The organism is Aeromonas australiensis (genome assembly GCF_000819725.1).
GTDB classification, from domain to species: domain Bacteria; phylum Pseudomonadota; class Gammaproteobacteria; order Enterobacterales; family Aeromonadaceae; genus Aeromonas; species Aeromonas australiensis.
Map to the genome: position 1 here is coordinate 15,900 of NZ_CDDH01000006.1, position 23,404 is coordinate 39,303.

Genomic DNA, 23,404 nt, shown 5'->3' on the forward strand with positions numbered 1-23,404 from the left:
AGCCGATTATTCATCCAGCGCCATGGCATAGAGGGGGGTCGCAATCGGTTTTGCGCTGAAAAAGAGTTCAGCACCCACCCTGCGAGCCAGCTTCAAATAGGCCTGAGCCAGACTCCCTTCCGGTGCGCCGAACACCGTTGGGCAGCCATCATCCATGTGTTGGCGAATATCAATGTGCAACGGCAGCTGCCCCAACAGCGCCACTTGATACTGCTCAGCCATCTTCTGGCCGCCACCGGTACCGAACAGCGGCTCATGGTGACCGCAGGCGCTGCAGACGTGGTAACTCATGTTCTCGATAATGCCGAGCACCGGCACATTGACCTTGTTGAACATGGCGATCCCCTTGCGCGCATCGGCCAGCGCCACATCCTGCGGGGTGGTCACAATGACCGCGGCCGAGGTGGGCACCTGCTGAGCCATGGTGAGCTGGATGTCGCCAGTGCCCGGTGGCATGTCCACCACCAGATAATCCACCTCGCCCCAACGGGTTTCCCCGAGGATCTGCGCCAGCGCCTTGCTCGCCATCGGGCCACGCCAGATGGTGGCATCCTGCTCGGAGACCAGATAGCCGATGCTGTTGCTCTTGAGGCCGCAGGCCATCACCGGCTCCATCAGCTTGCCGTCATGGCTGACCGGGCGCTCCTTGAGGGTGCCCATCATGGTGGGAATGGAAGGGCCATAGATATCAGCATCGAGAATAGCGACCCGCGCCCCCTCTTTTTGCAGCGCCAGCGCCAGGTTGACCGCGGTGGTGGATTTGCCCACCCCCCCCTTGCCGGAGGCAACTACGATGATGTTGCGAATGCCCTGCACTGCGTTGAGCCCCTGTGCCCGTGGCATGCTGGCGACGTCAATCTCCAGTGCCCAGTCGATACGGGTGGCACCGGTGGCGCTGCGCAGCCTGGCATCGTAGTTCTCTTTGAGCTGTTCGAGCAGCGACAGACCGGCAAACGGCAATACCAGCCGGATAGTGAGCCCCTGACCCTTATCGCTGATTTCGCGAACGAATCCGGCATCCACCAGATCCTTGTGCCAGCCTGCTGGCTTAAATTCGGCGAGGATCTGTTTTACTGAATCAATCACCATTAACTCCTCATTATCTTGTCTTTATCTTGAGGTGAACGGTTACCGCACACAAATCAGTGGCTTGCCTGCCATCGTAACGGCAGGTGCTACCAAGGTTGGCACAGCCACAACCCTAGGCAGGCTACCCCCAATTCGGGTAACATGCACGGCACTCTATCATCCCAACAAGCACATCAAGAACGTAATATGGCAACTGATCCTCGTAAAATGCTGGTAACCTGCGCCCTCCCCTATGCCAATGGCTCCATCCATCTTGGCCACATGCTGGAACATATCCAGGCCGATATCTGGGTTCGTTATCAGCGAATGCGCGGTCATCAGGTGCACTTTATCTGTGCCGATGATGCCCACGGCACCCCGATCATGCTCAAGGCGCAACAGATGGGGATCACCCCGGAAGAGATGATTGCCGCTGTCTCCAAGGAGCACCAGGCCGACTTCGCCGGTTTCAACATCAGCTTTGACAACTATCACTCCACCCACAGCGATGAGAACCGCGAGCTGGCAACGCTTATCTATGGCCGGCTGAAAGAGGGTGGCTTTATCAAGAGCCGCACCATCTCCCAGCTGTTCGATCCGGAAAAATCCATGTTCCTGCCGGATCGTTTCGTCAAGGGTACCTGCCCCAAATGCAAATCTCCGGAGCAGTATGGCGACAACTGCGACAGCTGCGGCGCCACCTACAGCCCGACCGAGCTGATCGAACCGAAATCTGCCGTCTCCGGCGCCACTCCGGTCATGAAGGACTCCGAGCACTTCTTCTTCGACCTGCCACAGTTTGAAAAATGGCTCTCTGAGTGGGTACGCGGCTCCGGCGCCATTCAGGAAGAGATGGCCAACAAGATGCAGGAGTGGTTCGAAAGCGGCTTGCAGCAGTGGGATATCACCCGTGACGCCCCCTACTTCGGGTTCGAAATTCCGGGCGCCCCGGGCAAGTATTTCTACGTCTGGCTGGATGCCCCCATCGGTTATATGGCCTCTTTCAAGAACCTGTGCAACAAGCGTGGCGACATCGACTTTGACAGCTACTGGAACAAAGACTCCAGCGCCGAGCTCTACCACTTCATCGGTAAGGACATCGCCTACTTCCACTGCCTGTTCTGGCCGTCCATGCTGGAAGGCGCCAACTTCCGCAAGCCGACCAAGGTCAACGTGCACGGCTATGTGACCGTCAACGGCGCCAAGATGTCCAAGTCCAAGGGCACCTTTATCAAGGCATCCACCTACCTGAACCACCTGGATCCGGAGTGCCTGCGTTACTACTACGCCGCCAAGCTCAACAGCCGCATCGATGATCTGGACCTGAACCTCGAAGATTTCGTGCAGCGGGTCAACGCTGACGTGGTCAACAAGCTGGTTAACCTGGCGTCGCGCAACGCCGGCTTTATTGCCAAGCGTTTTGGCGGCAAGCTGGCTGCCACCTGCGCCGAACCCGAGCTCTACGCCGAGTTTGTCAACGCCCGCACCGCCATTGCCGAAGCGTATGAGAACCGCGAGTTCAGCCGTGCCATCCGCGAAATCATGGCGCTGGCCGACAAGGCCAACCGCTATGTGGATGACAAGGCTCCTTGGATCATCGCCAAGCAGGAAGGGGCTGATGCCGAGCTGCAAGCGGTCTGCTCCGTTGGCATCAACCTGTTCCGCGTGCTGATGGCCTACTTGAAGCCGGTCATGCCGCTGCTGGCCGAACGTGCCGAAGCCTTCCTGGCCGAGACCCTCAGCTGGGATGGCATCGAAATGCCGCTGGTCGATCATACCGTTGCCCCGTTCAAGGCCCTCTTCTCCCGCATCGAGCCGGCGAAGATTGAAGCCATGATCGAGGCATCCAAGGAAGACTTGGCCAAAGAGCAAGCACCGAAAGTGAGCGGCCCGCTGGCTGATGACCCCATCAGCGAAACCATCAGCTATGACGACTTCGCCAAGATTGACCTGCGGGTCGCGCTGATCAAGAAGGCCGAAGCGGTACCGGAAGCCGAGAAGCTGCTCAAGCTGCAACTGGATATCGGCGGTGAAACCCGTCAGGTGTTTGCCGGTATCAAATCCGCCTATAACCCGGAAGATCTGGAAGGCAAGCTGACCGTGATGGTGGCCAACCTGGCGCCGCGCAAGATGCGCTTCGGCATGTCCGAAGGCATGGTGCTGGCGGCAGGCCCGGGCGGCAAGGATCTCTGGATCCTGGAGCCGCAGGAAGGCGCCCAGCCCGGCATGCGCGTCAAGTAAGCATATCGCTGACTGCGACCACAACCAGCTAGAAGAAGAGAGGCCAAACGGCCTCTCTTTTTTTTGTCTCACATCTTTGGCTTGGAGAGTATGTGTAGATAGTTGGTGCGGATGGCTGCCACAGATTGCGGCCTCGGGGTTATCCACCGCTTGACTTGGCGGACGATACATTTTGTTCTGAATACCTGACCAGCCGACTTGGCATGTGATCCATGTTGTGGCCTGCCAGCATCGCCAGTTTGAGCGCCACCAGCTCCGCCTGTTGACACGCCAGTTGACGCAAACGGGTGGTGATCACCGCATCGAAGTAGTGCTCCAGAATAAGCGGTTTGAGAGCGAGGATCTCTGCCTCGGGCAGGGAGTGGTGGGTCACTGCACTGAAGGCTCCCACAGATCGATCAGGGCCGGATAATCAGCCCGGGATAGCGGAACAATCTTCATAAAATAACTCGATATGATAACCAGCGGGAAGCGACTCTTTCCCGCTGGTAGCGGTGATTAGCGCGCCTGCACCGCCTGCAGCAGCACCGACATATCAGCGCCAAAGTGGCGGCTCTGGATCGCTTCGCGAATATCCGCTTCGCTATAACGGCTGCCCGGGTAGACCACCACGCAGGAGGTGTCGCCCGGTTTGAGGAAGTGGGTCTCGCCAAACGGGGTATAACGGGTGGCACCGATACTAATGAGCGCATGGGGAGGATGCCCCGCCTGCGCTACCAGACCTTGAATGTGCTCCGCCGGACCTTCATCCTGCTGATGGTTGAACTTGTCGATGGCCCAGTCGAGCAGCTTGCCGTGGAAGTAGCTGTAGTCGATGGCAGCGCTATCTACCCCGTAAGCGTGCAGCTCGCCATCGCGCTCCAGATAGCAGGCGATGCGATAGTCATCGAGCTCGCAACCGGCGGCAAAACCGGAAAGCGGCAGCAGGTTGGCCGCCAACCCCTTGCTCTCTTCGCCCCAGTTCTTCTTCTCGCTGATCTTCTTGGCGTTGGGACGGCGGATGGAGCAGTCGTTATAGGCGCCAAAGGCCCGGGGATGGATCGCCACCACCTGCTTACCGGCATACTCCAGCTCGCACCAGAGGGCCACTTCCGGCTCGATCTGTACCTTCTCATCACCGCTGACCGCCGCCTCCGGCAGGAAGATCGCCTTGTCGCTCAACGGGAATACCCCGAGCTGACCCGGATGGCCCGGCACGAAGAAGGGGAACAGCGCCTTGGGCGCGGTGGTATCGCGCACCACGACCGCTACGAAGTCCGACGCTTCACCCGCCTGCTCCAGATGACCGGCGAAATTGCCCGCGACCCCGAGTCCAATAAACTTGCTCTCTGCTGCTATCTGCATCTTGCTCACCTGCATCTTGCCAACGCAAGGTAGCAGGCTCGTCGCCCACTACCGCTAAAGTGGCAAGATTAAACCACAAGGACCCCGCCTTCGCCCAGTCCGGCCCTGTCGTGGTGTGCGCCAGTCCGCTTTTTTAGGGACGAGAAGGCTGTGGTGAACCAGCCATTGCGCACTCATTCAGCTACGCGGTCACCGCGCTGGAAACAGTGCGTTTCCGGCATCTCCCCTCTTTCTCCTTGGGACTCAACTTCATCTTTGTTAGGCTGCCGGCATGCAAAACAACTGTGCGCTTGAGTGCGCCACTGCTCATCACGGCAACCCCATTGGAGAGAAAACAGATGATCGACAAACTCGCCTGGCTCACCTTTAAAGATCAGCAACTGCTCTGCGCCCGCTCCCACGGCAAGGACATCTATTACATCCCAGGCGGCAAGCGGGAACCGGGCGAGAGCGACGAGGCGGCACTGATCCGCGAGATTGAGGAGGAGCTGGCTGTCACCCTGCAGCCCGATACCCTGCGCTTTGCCTGCGAGTTCAGCGCTCAGGCCGATGGCAAACCGGCAGGAGTCGAGGTGCGACTGCGCTGCTACACCGGCGAAGCGAGCGGTACCCCGATCGCCTCGGCCGAAATTGCCGAGCTGCGCTGGCTCGACAGCTCTCACCTCGATGAGCTCTCCCCCGTCTCCCGCCTGCTGTTTACCTGGCTGGTTGAGCAGGGGCAGATCCGCTGACAAGCCGTGCTCACGGCGAGCACAAGTGCCCAGCTCATATGAACCCACGGTGGCAATCAGCCATATCACAGCGCAACGACAAGGATGTCAGATGGACATTGTGAAAGTTAATAGCACAGCGACCTACCAAAGCGCGCTCATCGCCATGCTGCAAGATTGTGTCGATAGCGGCGCCTCGGTCGGTTTTTTGCCTCCGCTGACCATGGAGGAATCTGCCCGCTACTGGCAAGGAGTTGAAGCGGATCTGGCGGCAGGTCACCGAAAGCTGTGGCTTGCCCTTGAGCAACAACAGCTCGTGGGAGCGATTCAGCTCGCGCTCTGTGGCAAGGCCAACGGTCGCCACCGGGCCGAAGTGGAAAAACTGATGGTACTGCAAACGGCGAGAGGCAAAGGTGTCGGTCGTGCGCTGATGCTGGCAATGGAACAAGGCGCCCATGCCGCGGGCCGTTCGCTGCTGGTGCTGGATACTCGCGCCGGTGATGTGGCCTCCCACCTCTATCGTCAACTCGGCTATCTGGAGGCGGGCCAGATCCCGAGCTTTGCACGCAACGCCGATGGCTCTCTTGCTGCGACCGTCATCTTCTACAAACCGCTCTGACCATCCCCTATCCCTTATCCAAATACAGCAGGGCCGAACCAAGCGGTCCTGCTTGTTGCTGCGTGACTGTTTGTTGCAGCAATATGGCTTGCAACAAATTGTCACGATACGGCCATTGCGCCTGTATGCCTCAACACCGCCAATCGCCGCCCCAAAATACAGCCAAATAAATAGAAAGATTAATTAATGATTAAAACGCCCCCCTTTTCTTCTTCATCTATTGCCTTATCAGGCGTATCGTGAGAGACCCATTTGATAATCAAATCTATGTTGTTCACTGCCTTGAGGAATAATGGATGCCCACTTTGCCCCGTACAGTTACCTCCCCCAAAAAGTTCATCATCGGTCAACACCTTCTCCCGCAACTCCATGAGCAAGTTAAAGATTTTGGTGACTATGCGTTGCTCATCAGCGATGAGTTCATTCTGGAGCGGGTACGGGAAGAAGCTTTGGCGGGGCTCCAGCAGGCAGGCCTCAGGGGAGTGGTCGACAAGTTTCGCTACGAATGCACCGAACAGGAGATCCACCGCCTGACTCACCTTGCAGAGCAATATGGTGCGAATGTGATTGTCGGGATCGGCGGCGGCAAGACGCTGGATGTCGCCAAGGCCGTGGCCTTCTATCTGCGCCGTCCGGTTGTGCTGTTCCCGACGATTGCCTCCACGGATGCCCCCTGTACGGCGCTGGCGGTGATCTACAACCAGGCGGGTGAATTTGAACGCTATCTGTTCCTGCCGCAAAATCCGGACGTGGTGCTGGCTGACACGGCCATCATTGCCGCCGCCCCTCCCCGCTTCTTTTCCGCAGGCGTTGGCGATGCCCTGGCCACCTATTTCGAGGCGCGCGCCTGCTATCGGGCGGACGGGCTCAATCTGGTCGGCAAGCGCCCTTCACGCACTGGCCTTGGTCTGGCAAAGCTCTGTTACGAGCTGCTTGGTGAAAACATCGAGCTGGCCATGGATGCAATACGCCACCATGTCTCGACTCCGGCGCTGGAGCAGGTCATCGAGGCCACCATCTACCTTAGCGGGGTCGGCGCAGAAGCCGGTGGACTGGCCGCAGCTCATGCCGTCAACAATGGCATGTCACTGATCCCGGAGCTCCATCGTGCCCAGCATGGCGAGAAGGTTGTCTTCGGCCTGCTGACCCAACTCGTGCTTGAGCGCGCCCCGCAACATGAGCTTGATGAGGTGTTTCGCATCATCGACTGTGCAGGCCTACCGATGACGCTGCAAGAGCTGGGGCTCACCCACTTTGATGAAAGCGAGTGGCGCAAGGTGGCGCAGCTGGCCTGCGATCCCCTCGATACCATGGGCAACATGCCGATGACGGTGAGTGAACAGGATGTCTACGCCGCCATGGTAGCGGCCAATGCCATGGCTGAGCGCTATCGCCTCCGTCATCCCCGAGCCTGATGGTTTACCTCACTAAACAGACAAACAGTAAAAAGGCTTGCCCATTGGCAAGCCTTTTTTATCTACCACCAATCCCTTGTCGGGATAGACGAACGTCCGCGCTGACTCAGGGCAGTTTCACCGCTCGCACTGCAACCTCTGGCAGGGCGAAGGCATCTTGCGCGGCGATGAGTTGCAACTCGTAAGCCTGCTGACGCCAGGTCTCTTGCAGCACCGCATCCACCGAGGCGTTGGTGCGCTCGAACGCGCTCACCGCATCGTGACCGGCCAACAAATTCGCCAGCATCAGGGCACTGATAAGATCGCCCACCCCCACCGGCTGGCGGGCAAAGTCATAGAGCGGACGGGCAATCAGGTAATCCCCTTGCGGGGTTGCCAGCAGCATCTCGAAGCGGCTGGAGTCCTGCGCCGCACGACCGAGATGCTTGACCAACACCAGCTTGACGCCGCGGGCCAGCAGCTGATGGGCGGCGGCGCGGGTCTGGTCCAGATCCGCCAGATGGGTATCACAGAGGGTCTCCAGCTCCAGCAGGTTGGGGGCCATCATGTCAGCCACCGGTAGCGCCTGCTCGGTCAGGAAACGGGTGACGCCGGGGGCAACGATGCACCCCTTCTCCGGGTGACCCATCACGGGGTCGCAGAAGTAGATGGCATCCGGGTTGGCGGCCTTGACGGCGTTGACCACAGTCAGGATCTCGTCCCCCTGCTCGGCGGAGCCAAGGTAACCGCTCAGCACGGCGTCACACTGGCTCAACACCTCGATATTGCCCAATCCGTTCACCAGTGCACTGATATGGCCCGCCGGCATCGCCATCCCCTGCCACCCCTGGACATATTGGGTGTGGTTGGAAAACTGCACCGTGTTGACAGGCCATACATCCATACCAAGGCGGCGCATGGGGAAGACGGCGGCGCTGTTGCCGGCACAGCCAAAGACCACGTGGGACTGAATAGAGAGAACGGATTTCATCGGGAATACCACAGCAAAGGATCAGCAAGGTGGGCAATATATCGGATGAAGATAACGATGCGCCACCTTGGCGCGGGATGAATAGGCAATTTCCTGACTAAAGAGAGGTTTTTGCGCCATTTGGCCCGCATCGGCAGGGTGAGCGACGCCATGATGCGCCGCGTCTCCATCCATCACATGCCGTTATGCTCAACAGCACCGCGGGCAAAGTGATAGACCCATCCCTCATCACGGGGCAGGTCGCCGGGTGGCTGAACCAGCTCGGGCAACACCGCCACCTTGCCACCCGCTGCATATTGCAGCGCCATCAGGGCGCAGAGCGCCGCATCGTAGCGATCGGTGCCGACCTGCACGTCCGCAGGCAGCAGCGCCGCCAGCTCGGGCCGTGCCGGGGAGGCCTTGCCGCCCACCTTGGCCAGTGCCGGATAGACCTCCAGCACGGCGCGATCGGCCTGCGGTTGCTGTTTGGGCACCAGTTGCAGATCCGAGAGCCCCGGCAGCATGGAGAGCGCCAGGGTGGCATTGTTGCCGAGCCGGTCGAAAGTGGCCGACAGCGGCTTCTTGCCGTACTGCTGATACAGCCAGCGCTCGCAGTCGCGATAGGCGTAGGGGTTATCTATCTCCCGCTCGGGCACGGCGCTGCTGTGTGGCTGGCCATTGAGCAGATCCCGCAAGGCGCGGGGAAAGGCGAGCGGCGCATCGATACCGAGCGCCAGTTGCGGGCAGGCTTCTACCTGCATCAGGGTCAGCTCGTTTTGCAGGGCCGGACGCAGCAGAGCGGCCAGATCTGGCGCCACCCGCGAGCTCAGGCGAAACAGCGGCGACACCCCGAGCCAATGCAGGTGGTTAGAACCGGCCTGCCAGCCCACTACAGCAACCGCCTGGGCACTGCCCTGCCAGCCCCGCACATCCCAGCCGATCCCGATTGCACTCATCTGCCCTGCCGTCATCAATTACCTCTTTTCACCTGTCACTCGTTGCAAGAGGCACAGGGTAATCAGCAGAGGCCTTTAACGCAAAGCGAACCGCCTTGGTCAGAACGATTTCTGGAAGTTCACCAGCGGCAGAATGGGGAACACGCCGTTGGCGGCATAGTTGGCCAGCCCGATCTGCAAGCCATCGAGGTGCTGGGTGGCATTGATAAAGCCAATCTGGAAGGTGGTACGCTCGGCATAGTTGACGAAGCCGACGTTGGCCAGCGCATTGCCCTTGGCGATGTTGACGGCACCCCAGTTGAGCCCCTGCACATTGTTGGTCAGGTTGACTACCCCCAGATTGACGCCGGTATCCTGACCTTCGTGCCAGTTGATGGCGTTGATGGCGACACCGCCAAACTGGTGACGCACCCGACCAGCACCGAGGAAAATCCCGAGCTGCAGACCGCTGAACTGATCCACGTCGGAGAGGGCGAAAACGGGCAGATCAACCCCCTTCACCTGGCCGCTGCGGCCATAAAGAGCAGAGGCTCTGGCCCCCTCGACCTGATGAGATGCAGGCAGATTGACACCGGGCAAGGAGAGTTGGACCGGGGTACTGGCATAGGCAACCTCACCAAGGGTCAGCATGCCGCAAGCAAACAACAGGTGGGATGGTCTCATCAAAGCATTCATTCCTTGGTATTCAAGCGTGGCGCTAGCGTAGCAGCCGAGGGGCCAGGGTACGAGAGACGATGGGGATCCCTGCGTCACCCATCGTCCCACTCCGCTCGCCAACTGGACTGACCATGAGCGCCATTCACGCAAAAATTAACATTTATGTTATTTACATCAAGGCTCATTTGATAACACAATGATTAAACGTGCGTTTGAACAGAGCAAACGACACGCCACGACATCAGGATGATGTCGCCTTTTTTGACTCCCCCGGGCCGACAGGCCCATTTGCACTACTGCCAACCACGGAGACGCGCGATGAATATGGACGTAATCAAGACCTTTACCGAGCAGATGCAAGGCTTTGCCGCCCCCCTCACCCGTTACAACCAGCTGCTGGCCAGCAACATCGAGCAGTTGACCCGGCTGCAACTGGCGTCCGCCAACGCCTATGCCGAGCTGGGGCTTAACCAGCTGCAGGCCGCCGGCAAAGTGCAGGATGCCCAGAGCCTGGCGGCCCTTGGCACCGTCCAGCTGGAGACAGCCAGCCAGCTCTCCCGCCAGATGCTGGACGATATTCAGCAACTCAACGCGCTGGGACAACAGTTCAAGGAAGAGCTGGATGCCCTGACCGCAGACGCCGTCAAGCAGAGCACGGGCAAGGCCTGATATCCCCCGGCTGCCCGCTGCGGGCAGCCATATCTCCCCATGCTCCGTCACGACAGGTTCGCCCTGCACCGGAGATGGGTGAAGGAGAGAACATGAGCCAATCATCTTACGGCCCGCTGTTTGAGGCCCTGGCCCACTACAACGACAAGCTGCTGGACATGGCCAAGGCGCAGACCGAGCGCACCGCCCAGGCACTGCTGCAGACCAATCTCGACGATCTCGGCCAGGTGCTGGAACAGGGCAGCCAGCAGCCCTGGCAACTGATCAATGCCCAGATGAACTGGTGGCAGGATCAGCTCAAGCTGATGCAGCATACCCTGCTCAAAAGTGCAGGCCAGCCAAGCGAACCGCTCATCGCCCCGGAGCGCAGCGATCGCCGCTTCAAGGCCGATGCCTGGAGCGAGCAGCCCATCTATGACTACCTCAAACAATCCTATCTGCTGACCGCCAGACACCTAATGGACTCTGTGGATTCCCTCGAGGGGGTGCCCCAGAAGAGCCGGGAGCGGCTGCGTTTCTTTACCCGCCAGTACATCAACGCCATGGCCCCCAGCAACTTTCTGGCCACCAACCCGGAGCTGCTCAAGCTGACCCTGGAGTCTGACGGTCAAAATCTGGTGCGCGGGCTGGCCCTGCTGGCCGAAGATCTCGAGCGCAGCGCCGATCATCTCAACATCCGGCTGACTGACGAGTCCGCCTTCACGCTCGGCAGGGATCTGGCCACCACCCCGGGACGGGTGGTGCAGCGCACCGAACTGTACGAGCTTATCCAGTACAGTCCGACCACGGAGACGGTGGCCAGGACGCCGGTGCTGATCGTGCCACCCTTCATCAACAAGTACTACATTCTGGACATGCGGCCCCAGAACTCCCTGGTGGCCTGGCTGATCACCCAGGGCCAGACGGTGTTCATGATCTCCTGGCGCAACCCGGGTCCGGCCCAGGCCGAGATCGATCTCGACGACTACGTGGTGGACGGCGTCATCGCCGCGCTGGATGGTGTGGAAGCGGCCACCGGCGAGCGGGAAGTCCATGGCATCGGCTACTGTATCGGCGGCACCGCCCTCTCCCTGGCCATGGGTTGGCTGGCCGCCAGGCGCCAGAAGCAGCGGGTTCGCTCCGCCACCCTGTTTACCACCCTGCTCGACTTCTCCCAACCGGGGGAACTTGGCATCTTCATCCACGAGCCCATCATTGCGGCGCTGGAAGCCCAGAACGAAGCCAAAGGCATCATGGATGGACGCCAGCTGGCGGTCTCCTTCAGCCTGCTGCGGGAGAACAGCCTCTACTGGAATTACTACATCGACAGCTACCTCAAGGGGCAGAGCCCGGTGGCATTCGATCTGCTGCACTGGAACAGCGACAGCACCAACGTGGCGGGCAAGACCCACAGCAGCCTGCTGCGCCGGCTCTATCTGGAGAACCAGCTGGTGAAGGGGGAGCTCATGATCCGCCACACCCGTATCGATCTCGGCAAGGTGAAGACTCCGGTGCTGCTGGTCTCGGCCATGGACGATCACATCGCCCTCTGGCAAGGGACCTGGCAGGGCATGAAGCTGTTCGGTGGCGAGCAGCGCTTCATCCTGGCCGAATCGGGCCACATCGCCGGCATCGTCAATCCACCGGACGCCAACAAATACGGCTTCTGGCAGAACGATGCCGAGGCCGCCAGCCCCGAGACGTGGCTCGCCGGTGCAACCCACACTCCCGGCTCATGGTGGCCGCAGATGGCAACCTTCATCCAGAGCAGGGAAGAGGATCCCGCCCCCATCCCCGCCCGCCTCCCGAGCGAAGGGCTGGAGGCGGCCCCCGGCAGCTACGTCAAGGTGCGGCTCAATCCGGTCTTTGCCCAGACCCCAGAGGAGGAGCCAGCATGAGCACGCTTCCCTTCGAGGTGGGCCAAAAGGCCAGCCTGACCAAGCGGTTCGGGGCGGCAGAGGTCGCGGCGTTTGCCGGGCTGTCGGAGGATTTCAATCCGCTGCACCTGGATCCTGCCTTCGCCGCCACCACGCCGTTCGAGCGCCCCATCGTGCACGGCATGCTGCTGGCCAGCCTGTTCTCGGGACTGCTGGGCCAGCAACTGCCGGGCAAGGGCACCGTCTACCTCGGTCAGAGCCTCGCCTTCAAGCAACCGGTGTTTGTGGGGGATGAGGTGACGGCAGAGGTGGAGATCATCGCCCTGCGCAGCGACAAGCCCATCATCACCCTGGCTACCCGCATCCTGACGGCAAGCGGTGCCATCGCCGTCAGCGGTGAAGCCGTGGTGAAGTTCGGCTGATAACGGTTTTCCTCCTGCACTCGGTCAGCTCGGCTACTGCCGGGCTGACCCTCTTAGTCAGCCCCCGATCATGGTCCTGGAAACCGTCATTGCCAGCAAACCAGCCCCCCGCCCTTTCCTTGACCGCTCGAACTGCCTAGAATAACCGCCCTGCTGTTTCAGCCATTTATCCACGAGAGGATTTCCCATGGAGACGTTTCTGCTCGAAGGCCACCCCTTCGTTGCCTTGTGCGACCTTATCAAACATCAGGGGTGGGCCGATTGCGGCGGTGCCGCCAAGGCGCTCATCGCCGACGGGCTGGTGGAGGTCAACGGTCAGGTCGAGACCCGCAAGCGTTGCAAGATAGTGGCCGGCCAGGTGGTCAACTTCAACGGTATGAAGGTGGTGGTGAAAGAAGGCGTCAGCCCCGAGATCCTCTGAACCTTGCGTGGATAAGGGGGCCAGTGCGCCCTTATCCATTCAGCTGGCCTTGATCGAGAGAGTCAGCACGAAGCGTGCCATCGCCTCATCTCCGTTCAGTGACGGACAGGTGGCCACCACCTGGATGGGGCGGTTGATACGTTGACCGCTCGCCAGCGACTCGTCGATCATGGCGTCGATCTCCTCTCCAGCCGCGCAGTCAAACTGCACATCCCCCTCGGGCCGCTTCAAAAACTCCCCCTGCACATCCTTGAAGGCGAAGTGCACCTTCTTGCGTCGCTGCCGCCCCTTCTCCATCACCAGCAGACCACCCACCAGATCGGCACCGGTGGCCAGCGCGCCAAAATACATGCTGCCCAGGTGATTGCGGGTACGCCAGCCAAGGGGAATACGAATGCGCAGTGCCCTGGCGTTCATCTCTTCGATGATCGGGGCACAAAATCCGATGACGGGGATGTAGCGCCAGGCAAAGAGCCGCAGCGCCAGGTTGGCTTTAAAACGTTGCAAATCCATATGCGAACTGATCCGATGAGTTGATGTAAACAACATGTTGCCTGCATCTGCGTCATTCGACAAGCACAGGGAGCAAGGTCACGACCATTTGCCCGACATCAAGCAGGAGGATCTCTCACAACCGCAGCTCTCACCCCACATTCGTGCGGCTAACCTTTCCGTGTCGGGTGTGGAGAGCACTGCCACCAGCATAATGACCGGATAGTGCCGCTCCCTGCGCAAACAAACCAGGGCGCCGCGGCACCCTGGTTTGTTGCTGTAAAATAGACTCGTTTCTACATCCCCAAGCGCCCTCAATGGGCGCCAAGATACTCAGTGAAAGCGTCAATGACCTCTTCAATATCGTCATCGCTGATCTGCAGATGAGTCACCAGGCGCAGCTCGCCATAACCGGAGAAGAGGATCCCCCGCTCCTTCATAAAAGCGAGCAAGGGAGCAGATCCCTCTTCACGCAGCCGCAGAAACACCATATTGCTCTGTACCTGCGAGAGGTCGAGCTCGATACCCGGCAGTGCCACCAACCCTGCGGCCAGCCGTTTGGCACGGCGGTGATCATCCGCGAGTCGTTCGACGTGCTGCTCAAGGGCAAACAGACCGGCTTGCGCCAGCATGCCAGCCTGACGCATACCGCCCCCCAGCATCTTGCGCAGACGACGGGCACGGGCGATAAAGTCGTCACGGCCCACCAACAGTGAGCCCACTGGTGCGCCCAGCCCCTTGGAGAGGCAGATCGAGATGCTGTCAAACTGCGCTGCGATCACCTCGACCGGGGTCTCGCTGGCCACGGCGGCGTTAAAAAGCCGTGCGCCATCGAGATGGAGCTGCAAGCCCCGTTCGGCAACAAATTCCCTCATCTCCTGCAGATAGGAGAGCGGCAGCACCTTGCCATTGTGAGTGTTCTCAAGGCAGATCAGGCGAGTCTGGACGAAGTGGGCATCATCAGGGGCCAGCGCCGCCTTGATATCATCGAATGCCAGGGTGCCGTCATGTTGCATCGGTAAGGGTTGCAGGGCAACAGAGCCCAGCACGGCACTCCCCTGCGCCTCATAGCGATAGATATGGGCCGCCTGACCCAGGATGGCTCCCTCGCCACGCTGACAGTGGCTCATCAGCGCCAGCAGGTTGGACATGGTGCCGGACGGCACAAACAGCGCAGCCTGCTTGCCCAGCAAGCTTGCCCCATGTGCCTCCAGTGCATTGACGCCGGGGTCCTCCCCATAGACATCATCTCCTACCTCGGCATGCAGCATGGCCTGACGCATGGCATCCGTGGGCTGGGTAACAGTGTCACTTCGTAAATCGATATAGCGCATGAGATCCCTCCTGAAACTGGGGGATGACGTTATCCAGCCAAGACCTGCTTGGCAAGGATGGCATGACGAGAATGTGAATCACACAAGGGGATGCCATCGTTGCCAGGTCCTCTGGCCAGCAAACCTGATCGGCCCTGCAAATCGCTCACCCATGCCTGGCATGAAGGATAAAAGCGGGTTAGGGTGATAAATAGAAAATGCGCTGAATTGCCGGTCAATAGGTATAAACAGGCGCACAATACCTGACATCGCCGCCATTATGTCGCTGACTCACTCCTTCTTTGTACAGGACGTCAATGATATGAAACTGCATGACCAGACAGGATGGATACCCGACAGCAGCCCCCGGGCGGCTGTCATGGCATCATCCCCTTCCCCGTCACGGGTACTGGCGAGCGACACCTGTGCACTGCCTGCCATCACAAAGACGGCCAGCCATGGGCCCACCCACTTCTCTCGTGCTCTGCTGTCACCAGCCCCCCTGCTGCGCACGGCGTGGCGAATGCTGACCACCTCATCCCGTATCCCGTCGCCAGGCCATGACCGCCTTGCCACGGCCATCTTTCACCATCCCGTCAATGGGCACAGGTGCCCTGTCACCCGCGCCAGATCAGAGGAGCTGCCATATGAATAACGTCCGCCAAATACTCTTTGTCAGTCAGGGGCTGATCGATGAGACGCAAGCCCTGACGCAAGCCATGAGCCTGGCGCGTAATAACCAGGCCAGACTGAAAGCCCTGCTGATCTGCCCCGCGCTGCCCAAGGAGATGAAGGAGTACCGGGAACCATACCTGAACTCACTCAAGATCCAGCTGGAGCGTGCCGCTCAGACCGCCCGTGACATCGTCAAGCTGGATGACTCTGTGCCCCCTCTGCAGATCGACATCGAATGTGCCGATGCCCCCGCTATCAACATCATTCGTCATGTGCTCAGGGAAGCTCATGATCTGGTGATCAAAGCCGCCGAGCCCAAGGAGGGTGGCAAAGGCTTCAAGGCCATCGACATGGAACTGCTGCGCAAATGCCCTTGCCCGGTCTGGCTGACCCGCCCCATCGAGCGTCACCGCAACGCCATCCGGGTCGCCGTGGCCATCGACCCCATGAGCAGCACACCAGAAGGGCATGATCTCTCCCTGCAGCTGCTGCAGAGCTCCCGTGCGCTGGCGGATACCTGCAGTGGCGAACTGCACATTCTCTCCTGCTGGGATTATGCCTTTGATGCCTACCTGCGTGACAACGTCTGGATCAAGGTCACCGACGCGGAGCTGAACGAGAAAACCCTGGCCATCAAGGCGGAACATCAGGCTGCCCAACTGAGCCTGTTAACAGCATCCGGTATTCAGGGGAAACAGCAGTTGCACCATTTGCGCGGGCAGGCCGAACGCATCATTCCACAATTCGTGGCCGAGCAGAGCATCGACATTCTGGTCATGGGGACAGTGGCCCGTACCGGAATAGCCGGCTTCTTCATCGGCAATACGGCGGAAAACATAGTGCAGACCCTGGCATGTTCACTGTTGGCGCTCAAGCCCAATGGCTTTGTCTCACCGGTCTCTGCCTATTGACAAGGAGTCGCGCCATGCATACTGACAAGCCAAATGACACCGCCACTCCCTGGCATCATGTCAGTGTGGAGAGTGCGCTTCAACAACAGGGGGGGAGCCTGCAGGGGCTCACCCCCGAGGAGGTGAGTGCCAGACAGAAACAGTATGGTGCCAACCAGCTGCCCCCCGCGGCCAGACGCAGTCATCTGGTGCGCTTCCTGCTCCATTTTCACAACATCCTCATTTATGTCCTGCTTGGCAGTGCCCTGGTCACGGCGGCACTGGCGCACTGGATTGATACCGGCGTCATTCTGGCGGTGGTCATTGTCAATGCCCTGATCGGCTTTATTCAGGAGGGCAAATCAGAGAAGGCGATGGATGCCATTCGCCACATGCTGGCCCCCCATGCCAACGTTATTCGCCATGGCCAGCGGCTGAGTATTCCCGGTGAACAATTGGTACCGGGAGACATAGTGCTGCTGGAGGCGGGTGACAAGGTACCGGCCGACCTGCGGCTGCTGCAGGTGCACGGCCTGTGCGTGCAGGAGGCCTTGCTGACCGGCGAGTCCATTCCGGTTGACAAACAGTGTGCCCCGGTACCAGAAGATGCCTCCCTCGGCGATCGCAGTTGCATGGCCTTTTCCGGCACCATGGTCACCAGCGGACAGGGGCGCGGTCTGGTGGTCGCCACCGGGACGGCTACCGAGATCGGACGTATCAGCGGTCTGCTCTCCACGGTGACTGTACTGACCACCCCGCTGGTGCAACAGATGGCGTCCTTTGCCACATGGCTGACCATCCTGATCCTGCTGGTCGCCGCACTGTTGCTGGTATACAGCTACTTCATCGTCCATCAGGATTTCAGTGACATCTTCATGGCCATCGTCAGTTTGTCAGTGGCGGCCATCCCGGCTGGGCTGCCCGCGGTCCTGACCATTACCCTCGCCGTGGGCGTACAGGCCATGGCCAAGCGCAACGCCATCGTCCGCCGCCTGCCTGCCATCGAAACCCTGGGTGCGGTCTCCGTGATTTGCACCGACAAAACCGGCACCCTGACCCGCAACGAAATGCTGGTCGCCACCGTGCTGACCCATGACGCCTGCTATACCCTGACCGGTGACGGCTATGCCCCCTATGGGGAGTTGATGCAGAACGGGCAGCCGGGCCCAGCCGTGGCTGCTCGCCCGCTAAGTGAACTGGCGCTGGCGGCCGCCCTGTGCAACGATGCGGCCCTGCACGAACGTGACGGCGTCTGGCATGTGGCAGGGGACCCCATGGAGGGGGCACTGCTAGCCTGCAGTGCCAAGATGGCATCCACCGGCCTGCACGATGCAACACGCTGGCAGCGCACGGACACCATTGCATTTGATGCAAAATACCGCTTCATGGCCACCCTGCACCATGACCACGAGCACCATGGGATCATCGTCGTCAAAGGGGCACCTGAGCAACTTCTGACCATGTGCGCCAATCAGCGCGCATCCAGCCCCGGCAGCACCGCGGCTCTCGACACGGCGTACTGGCATTCGCAGGCTGCCACCATTGCCAGCCAGGGACAACGAGTCCTGGCATTTGCCGTCAGGTGGGTCAGAGCGGAGCACACAGTACTGGAGCATCAGGCGCTGGCAGGCACGCTGACCCTGCTCGGGATGACGGGCATGGTGGATCCCCCGCGCCCCGAAGCCATCACCGCAGTGGCCAACTGTCATGGTGCCGGTATCCGGGTCAAAATGATCACCGGGGATCACACTCTTACTGCCGCAGCCATCGGCAAGCAGATTGGCCTGTTGCATCCCGACAAGGTGCTCAGTGGGGCCGAGATGGATGAGATGGACGATGTTGCCCTGCAACAAGCCGTTCTGGATTGTGACATCTTCGCCCGTACCAGCCCCGAACATAAGCTGCGCCTGGTCATGGCACTGCAATCCCACGGCATGACGGTGGCCATGACAGGGGACGGGGTCAACGACGCCCCGGCGCTCAAACGGGCGGATGCAGGGATTGCCATGGGGAATAAAGGTTCGGAAGCCGCCAAGGAGGCGGCGGATCTGGTGCTATTGGATGACAATTTTGCCTCCATTGCCGCCGCAGTGCGTGAAGGTCGCACCGTCTATGACAACATCAAGAAGGTGATCAGCTGGACCCTGCCGACCAATGCAGGGGAAGCCATGACCATCATACTCGCGTTGCTGCTCGGGCTGACCTTGCCCATCACGCCGATCCAGATCCTCTGGGTCAACCTGATCACGGCGGTCACCCTCGGCATCGCCCTGGCCTTTGAGCCGACCGAAGCGCGCAGTATGCGCCGGCCACCACGTCCCCGTCATGAGCCCCTGTTGAGCGGGGCGCTGGTGTGGCACATCGTACTGGTTTCCATGCTGTTTCTGGGTGGGGTCTATGGCATCTATGCCTATGCCATCGAACGGGGCGATTCAGTCGAGCTGGCCAGAACACTGGCCGTCAATACCCTGGTGGTGATGGAGATCTTTCACATGTTTTTCATCCGCAATCTCTACGGCACCTCCCTGACCTGGCAGGGGGTCAAGGGTACCCCCGTGGTCTGGGCAACCGTGGCCCTGGTGGTGCTAGCCCAGTTGGCCATCACCTATTTTCCGCCGCTACAACGGCTGTTCGACACAGAGCCTGTTTCCTTCGTGGACGGAGTGTTGATCATCGCCATCGGCGTTGCTCTGTTTGCCCTGATAGAGACGGAAAAGCAGCTGATGCTGCTGCTCAGACGCATGACCTACTCAGGTCCGCAACCCTGAGATGTTATTCACCAGGGCAGCGGCTGACCGTTGAGATCCAGGAGCTGGCCCGACTGGGTCAACGATAACCTTTTGATAAGATTGAGCAGTTTTATCGCCACCTCGGCGGGGTCCTGCAATTGATCCGCAGCTAATTCGCTCAGAAAGGGGGTGTTCATGGGAGAATCCATCAAGCCGGGCGCCACCGCCACCACCCCCGCCTGCGGAAAACGCTGCGCCCATTCAAGGGCCAGGGTTTTCACTCCCATGTCGAGGGCCGCCTTGCTCATCCGGTAGCTGTAACGCCCCCCCTCCTGATTGGCAGCAATGGAGCCCGCCAGATCGGAGATGGCGCAAAGCCATAGCGGATGGTCACTTCTCATCAACCGACTGAAACGGGCAGCCAGCGCCAGTGTTGGCCAGGCATTGGCCAGCAGGCTGTCACACAGCCACTTGGGGTGCACCTCTTCCACCCGCCGCTCCGGCATAAAGCTGAGATCGTGCAACAAACCAATGGTGTTGATGATCACCGAGGGAAGCGGTTCAGTATCGTAGAGGGTAACCAGGGCATCAAACGAGATGTCATCCACTTCAGGTAGCGGGAAAAAGGCCCCCATTTCTATGCCTTTGGGATAGGTGCGACCTGCCAGCAGGAAGGATTCCCCCCTTGCCATCAGCTCTCTTGCCAACGCCGAACCCAGCGCACCGCTTCCGAGGATCAAGTAGCTCATCGCCCATTCCATGGAGAGTTATTTTGCTTAGAGCGTATCAGAATAATCGAGCAGTCGTAACTCGATAAAATGGTAATAGCCTTTCATCATATCTGTTCCAGATGGCGACCAAATTCCCGTGCCAGCGCCAGATCAAGAAAACCGTCGCCCTTCTTGTGGCTACGCAAAAACTGGTAGTAGGCAAGCAGGGTAACCAGCCCCTCCTCATCTGGCATTGCCGCCCCGGGTTGTTGCTCCCTGAGCAGTTGCTGCGCCGCTGCCAGCGCCTCCCTGTCGACCACTTCCGCCTGACGGTAGAGATAACCGCAGCCGGTGGCCAGCCACTCCAGCGAGCAGTTGGCCCCCATGGCGATCTGGTTGGCCCGCGCCAGGCCGGGCTCGGCTCCTTTCAAATATTTGCGGATCAGCGCTTCACTGAGCCCTACCTTGCGGGCAAAGGCACTCACGCTCATCTCCCCGATCAGGCTCTGCAAGCGCTCGGCAAATCCTTCCATCCAACTCTCTCTCCTACTCTGCGATCAGAACCAAAGTTCGAATCATGCCACTGCCCATTATTGCTTTGCCAGCCACATGAGGCCAAGATGCCCGCAGTCATCTATGTTGCACATCGTTTTCGCATCGTGTTTTTCAAGGAGTCAACCATGTCTGTATCCCGTGTCGCCCTGCATCCGCAAGGCCCCACCTTCTCTCGCCTCATCATGGGTTACTGGCGCCTGATGGAGTGGCAGCTCTCTCCGGCCGCGCTGCTCGATCTGATGAAATATCATCTGGATCTGGGGGTCACCACCATCGATCACGCCGATATCTACGGCGGCTATCAGTGCGAAGAGGCCTTTGGCCACGCCCTGCGCCTCGAGCCTTCCCTGCGCAGCCGGATGGAGATCGTCAGCAAGTGCGGTATCGCCCTCACCGCCAAGCCGGAGCATGCCCTCAACCACTACAACACCGGCAAGGACCATATCATCGCCAGCGCCGAGGCCTCGCTGCGCAAGCTCGGCACCGACCATCTGGATCTGCTGCTGATCCACCGCCCGGATCCCCTGATGAACGCCGATGAAGTGGCCGATGCCTTTATCACCCTGAAACAGGCGGGCAAGATCAAACACGCCGGGGTCTCCAACTTCACCGCCCGTCAGTTCGAGCTGCTGCAATCGCGCCTCCCCTTCCCGCTGGTCACCAACCAGCTGGAGATCTCGCCGCTCCATCAGGAGGGGACCCTCGATGGCACCCTGGATCAGTGCCAGCAGCTTGGCATCAAGCCGATGGCCTGGTCATGTCTCGGCGGCGGCCGACTGTTCAGCGATGACGCCTATGCCCCGCTGCGTGCCGAACTGGAGCAGATCCGTCAGGAAGTGGGCGCCCAGACCATCGAGCAGGTGGTCTACGCCTGGGTGATGATGCTGCCAAGCCAGCCGCTGCCATTGATTGGCTCCGGCAAGCGGGAGCGGATTGCCGCTGCGGTAGCCGCCGAAACCATCACCCTCAACCGCCAGCAGTGGTTCCGTATCCGCAAGGCGGCGCTCGGTTACGACGTTCCCTGATCACAGCACAACCTCCAGAAACAAAAACGGCATGGGAGAAACCCATGCCGTTTTTCATTGCCGAGGCACCTTAGCGGTGGCGCTGTTGCGGGCGTCCACGGGGAGCATCTGTCTTCGGTTTGGCCTGGTTGACGGTGATGGTACGGCCACCGACTTCAGTGCCATGCAGACCGGCGATGGCCTTTTCGGCATCACCATTGACCGGCATTTCAATAAAACCAAACCCCTTTGACTGGCCGGTATCGCGGTCGATGATGATATCAACCTTGTCAACCTGTCCAAACTGACTGAACAGGGTTTTCAGTTCGTCGGCCGTCATCCGGTACGACAGATTACCTACGTAAATCTTCATGCCATCCACTCTCGATTCAAGGTGCCTTCTCTATGCAATTCCCAGCATAACGGTAAGGGCACAACCCCTATGCCGGACCTGCCATGGCTTCATGCCGTGGCCCTCTCCACACTATCGTCAAGTGATTGATCTCTTGGGTTAACAGTGCAGACAAGATCAATTCGAGTCACTGGCAGTATCTGAGCTTTGCCGGGAATTGTCGAGAAAATAGTCGACTCAGACCGATTGCAGATCTGACAGCCGTTGCGCCAGCATCCGGCGACCGTGCCAGGCCCGTTTAAAGCCGAAGCGATAGACCGACGGACTCACCAGATGGAGCTCCCCCGCCTTGAGATCCAGCAAGGTCATGGCCGCCGCCAGCTCATCTTCACTCAATTGCAGATCGAGGCTGAAGTCGAGCCACTGGCCGTCGTGGCCCACTCGCCGCTCCCGTTCAAGCGTCACCAGCTGGCTGCGGGGCAGTGCCAGCGCCTCATCCTTGTTGCCATTGAGCAGATAGATATGCTGTTGATCCCACCCCAGCTCCGCCAGTCGCCAGGGCTGCCAGCTGCGGGGCAGCGACACCATGATCCCGGTGATGCCACCAAAGACCACGCCCACCCAGTTGAGCAGCGCCATTGCGCCCCAGCCATGCCACAAGGCGGCCGCCACCACGCCCCAACTCACCAGCAACAGCAGAAAAATGACGCAGCGATAGCGAACCGCTGGCGGCATCAACAGCTGCACCTGCGGATCGGCAAGCAAGGATGTAATACGCATGAAAAACTCCTGTCATCACGAAATGGCGCCATTGTGAATAGCCATCAGGATGCTGACAAGGGGGTTTTCTTTGTCATCCCCCTATAAAATCAATACCATGGCGTAAATGATTCTCAGTGGAACCCGCTTCTTGACCAGCTCGCAACCCTGTGTGCGCTTTTGTGGCGTCGACAAATGCTATGGCGACTTTCAGGCGCTCAATCACATCGATCTCACCATTGAACGGGGAGAGAAGTGGGTCATCTGTGGCCCGTCAGGCTCGGGTAAATCGACCCTGATCCGCACCATCAACGGGCTGGAGGGGATCGACGGCGGCCAGCTGTTCCTGTTTGGCGAGCCGGTGACCCCCGCCTACCTGCGCCGCCTGCAAGGTCGGGTCGGCATGGTGTTTCAGCAGTTCAACCTCTTCCCCCATATGACGGTGCTGGAAAACCTGATGGTGGCGCCGGTGCATACCCTGGGGCTGCGCCCTCAGGAGGCCAAAGCCCGGGCGCTCGGGCTGCTCGAGCGGGTGCGCATTCAGGCACAGGCCGACAAGTACCCCCACCAGCTCTCCGGCGGTCAGCAGCAGCGGGTC

The 23,404-nt window shown here is 59.8% G+C and carries 23 protein-coding genes and 1 pseudogene; 12 read left to right on the forward strand and 12 right to left on the reverse strand.

Translation table 11 applies throughout. From position 1 onward, the window contains the following. Positions 1-6: 6 nt before the first annotated feature. Positions 7-1,089: an iron-sulfur cluster carrier protein ApbC gene (gene apbC, locus BN1117_RS01275; RefSeq protein ID WP_040094268.1), complete on the reverse strand. Its 1,083-nt coding sequence runs from the start codon at positions 1,087-1,089 to the stop codon at positions 7-9. 186 nt (positions 1,090-1,275) lie between these two features. Between apbC and metG the strand changes: the two genes are divergently transcribed. Beyond that, positions 1,276-3,309: a methionine--tRNA ligase gene (metG, locus tag BN1117_RS01280; RefSeq protein ID WP_040094270.1), complete on the forward strand. Its 2,034-nt coding sequence runs from the start codon at positions 1,276-1,278 to the stop codon at positions 3,307-3,309. A 295-nt stretch (positions 3,310-3,604) separates the two neighbouring features. On the opposite strand, the pseudogene BN1117_RS18825 reads toward metG, so the two are convergent. Continuing rightward, positions 3,605-3,750 (reverse strand): annotated as a pseudogene (locus BN1117_RS18825) (GNAT family N-acetyltransferase); the annotation flags it as partial. Between the two features lie 57 nt (positions 3,751-3,807). Then, positions 3,808-4,653, reverse strand: coding sequence for a DUF5718 family protein (locus BN1117_RS01290; protein WP_040094273.1), 846 nt, complete (start codon positions 4,651-4,653; stop codon positions 3,808-3,810). 338 nt (positions 4,654-4,991) lie between these two features. Here BN1117_RS01290 and BN1117_RS01295 point away from each other — a divergent pair, with 338 nt between their 5' ends. From BN1117_RS01295 to BN1117_RS01305, 3 genes are all read left to right on the forward strand, one after another. Beyond that, entirely contained in the window at positions 4,992-5,384 is a 393-nt protein-coding gene (locus BN1117_RS01295) for an NUDIX hydrolase (protein WP_040094275.1), read from the forward strand. Positions 5,385-5,475: 91 nt separating this feature from the next. Continuing rightward, positions 5,476-5,982, forward strand: coding sequence for a GNAT family N-acetyltransferase (locus BN1117_RS01300; protein ID WP_040094277.1), 507 nt, complete (start codon positions 5,476-5,478; stop codon positions 5,980-5,982). 296 nt (positions 5,983-6,278) lie between these two features. Then, a complete protein-coding gene (locus BN1117_RS01305) occupies positions 6,279-7,397 on the forward strand; it encodes a glycerol dehydrogenase (RefSeq protein WP_040094279.1) in 1,119 nt (372 codons plus the stop codon). Positions 7,398-7,503: 106 nt separating this feature from the next. Here the strand turns inward: BN1117_RS01305 and pdxY are convergent, their stop codons facing one another. The 3 genes from pdxY to BN1117_RS01320 all read right to left on the reverse strand — a co-directional run bounded on the left by pdxY (position 7,504) and on the right by BN1117_RS01320 (position 9,965). Next, positions 7,504-8,367 carry a pyridoxal kinase PdxY gene (gene pdxY, locus BN1117_RS01310; protein WP_040094281.1) on the reverse strand — a complete coding sequence of 288 codons (864 nt, stop codon included), beginning with the start codon at positions 8,365-8,367 and terminating at the stop codon, positions 7,504-7,506. A 173-nt stretch (positions 8,368-8,540) separates the two neighbouring features. Next, the gene (locus BN1117_RS01315) at positions 8,541-9,317 is read right to left on the reverse strand and encodes a DUF429 domain-containing protein (protein WP_040094282.1); all 777 of its coding nucleotides are present in this window, start codon (positions 9,315-9,317) and stop codon (positions 8,541-8,543) included. Positions 9,318-9,401: 84 nt separating this feature from the next. Further along, the gene (locus BN1117_RS01320) at positions 9,402-9,965 is read right to left on the reverse strand and encodes a VC2662 family protein (protein ID WP_040094285.1); all 564 of its coding nucleotides are present in this window, start codon (positions 9,963-9,965) and stop codon (positions 9,402-9,404) included. 312 nt (positions 9,966-10,277) lie between these two features. Here BN1117_RS01320 and BN1117_RS01325 point away from each other — a divergent pair, with 312 nt between their 5' ends. From BN1117_RS01325 to ybcJ, 4 genes are all read left to right on the forward strand, one after another. Then, complete coding sequence (locus BN1117_RS01325) at positions 10,278-10,628, forward strand: phasin family protein (protein WP_040094287.1); 351 nt, start codon at positions 10,278-10,280, stop codon at positions 10,626-10,628. A gap of 92 nt (positions 10,629-10,720) precedes the next feature. Continuing rightward, positions 10,721-12,505: a class I poly(R)-hydroxyalkanoic acid synthase gene (locus BN1117_RS01330; protein ID WP_040094288.1), complete on the forward strand. Its 1,785-nt coding sequence runs from the start codon at positions 10,721-10,723 to the stop codon at positions 12,503-12,505. Then, complete coding sequence (locus BN1117_RS01335) at positions 12,502-12,906, forward strand: MaoC family dehydratase (RefSeq protein WP_040094291.1); 405 nt, start codon at positions 12,502-12,504, stop codon at positions 12,904-12,906. The genes BN1117_RS01330 and BN1117_RS01335 overlap by 4 nt, the downstream gene beginning before the upstream one ends. Before the next feature lie 187 nt (positions 12,907-13,093). After that, positions 13,094-13,327, forward strand: a complete 234-nt coding sequence (gene ybcJ / locus BN1117_RS01340; protein WP_040094293.1) for a ribosome-associated protein YbcJ — start codon at positions 13,094-13,096, stop codon at positions 13,325-13,327. 39 nt (positions 13,328-13,366) lie between these two features. Here ybcJ and BN1117_RS01345 read toward each other — a convergent pair whose 3' ends face one another. Together BN1117_RS01345 and ltaE are read right to left on the reverse strand one after the other, a co-directional pair. Beyond that, the gene (locus BN1117_RS01345; protein ID WP_040094295.1) at positions 13,367-13,840 is read right to left on the reverse strand and encodes a DUF4442 domain-containing protein; all 474 of its coding nucleotides are present in this window, start codon (positions 13,838-13,840) and stop codon (positions 13,367-13,369) included. A gap of 293 nt (positions 13,841-14,133) precedes the next feature. Next, positions 14,134-15,153 (reverse strand): low-specificity L-threonine aldolase, encoded by a 1,020-nt coding sequence (ltaE, locus tag BN1117_RS01350; RefSeq protein ID WP_040094296.1) that lies wholly within the window; start codon positions 15,151-15,153, stop codon positions 14,134-14,136. A gap of 626 nt (positions 15,154-15,779) precedes the next feature. Between ltaE and BN1117_RS01360 the strand changes: the two genes are divergently transcribed. Together BN1117_RS01360 and BN1117_RS01365 are read left to right on the forward strand one after the other, a co-directional pair. Beyond that, positions 15,780-16,718 carry a universal stress protein gene (locus BN1117_RS01360; RefSeq protein WP_040094299.1) on the forward strand — a complete coding sequence of 313 codons (939 nt, stop codon included), beginning with the start codon at positions 15,780-15,782 and terminating at the stop codon, positions 16,716-16,718. A 14-nt stretch (positions 16,719-16,732) separates the two neighbouring features. Next, entirely contained in the window at positions 16,733-19,465 is a 2,733-nt protein-coding gene (locus BN1117_RS01365; RefSeq protein ID WP_040094301.1) for an HAD-IC family P-type ATPase, read from the forward strand. A gap of 8 nt (positions 19,466-19,473) precedes the next feature. Here the strand turns inward: BN1117_RS01365 and BN1117_RS01370 are convergent, their stop codons facing one another. Further along, the gene (locus BN1117_RS01370) at positions 19,474-20,175 is read right to left on the reverse strand and encodes an SDR family oxidoreductase (protein WP_040094303.1); all 702 of its coding nucleotides are present in this window, start codon (positions 20,173-20,175) and stop codon (positions 19,474-19,476) included. An 86-nt stretch (positions 20,176-20,261) separates the two neighbouring features. Then, entirely contained in the window at positions 20,262-20,669 is a 408-nt protein-coding gene (locus BN1117_RS01375) for a helix-turn-helix domain-containing protein (protein ID WP_040094305.1), read from the reverse strand. A gap of 147 nt (positions 20,670-20,816) precedes the next feature. On the opposite strand from BN1117_RS01375, the gene BN1117_RS01380 reads away from it, so the two are divergent. Continuing rightward, positions 20,817-21,716: an aldo/keto reductase gene (locus BN1117_RS01380; protein WP_040094311.1), complete on the forward strand. Its 900-nt coding sequence runs from the start codon at positions 20,817-20,819 to the stop codon at positions 21,714-21,716. Positions 21,717-21,786: 70 nt separating this feature from the next. Here BN1117_RS01380 and BN1117_RS01385 read toward each other — a convergent pair whose 3' ends face one another. Both BN1117_RS01385 and BN1117_RS01390 read right to left on the reverse strand, forming a co-directional pair. Then, on the reverse strand, positions 21,787-22,068 hold the full coding sequence (locus BN1117_RS01385; protein ID WP_005337180.1) for an RNA recognition motif domain-containing protein: 282 nt from the start codon (positions 22,066-22,068) through the stop codon (positions 21,787-21,789). Between the two features lie 216 nt (positions 22,069-22,284). Continuing rightward, complete coding sequence (locus BN1117_RS01390; protein WP_040094307.1) at positions 22,285-22,827, reverse strand: hypothetical protein; 543 nt, start codon at positions 22,825-22,827, stop codon at positions 22,285-22,287. Positions 22,828-22,933: 106 nt separating this feature from the next. On the opposite strand from BN1117_RS01390, the gene BN1117_RS01395 reads away from it, so the two are divergent. After that, on the forward strand, positions 22,934-23,404 hold a 471-nt coding region (locus BN1117_RS01395; RefSeq protein WP_156129821.1), incomplete at its 3' end, for an ATP-binding cassette domain-containing protein.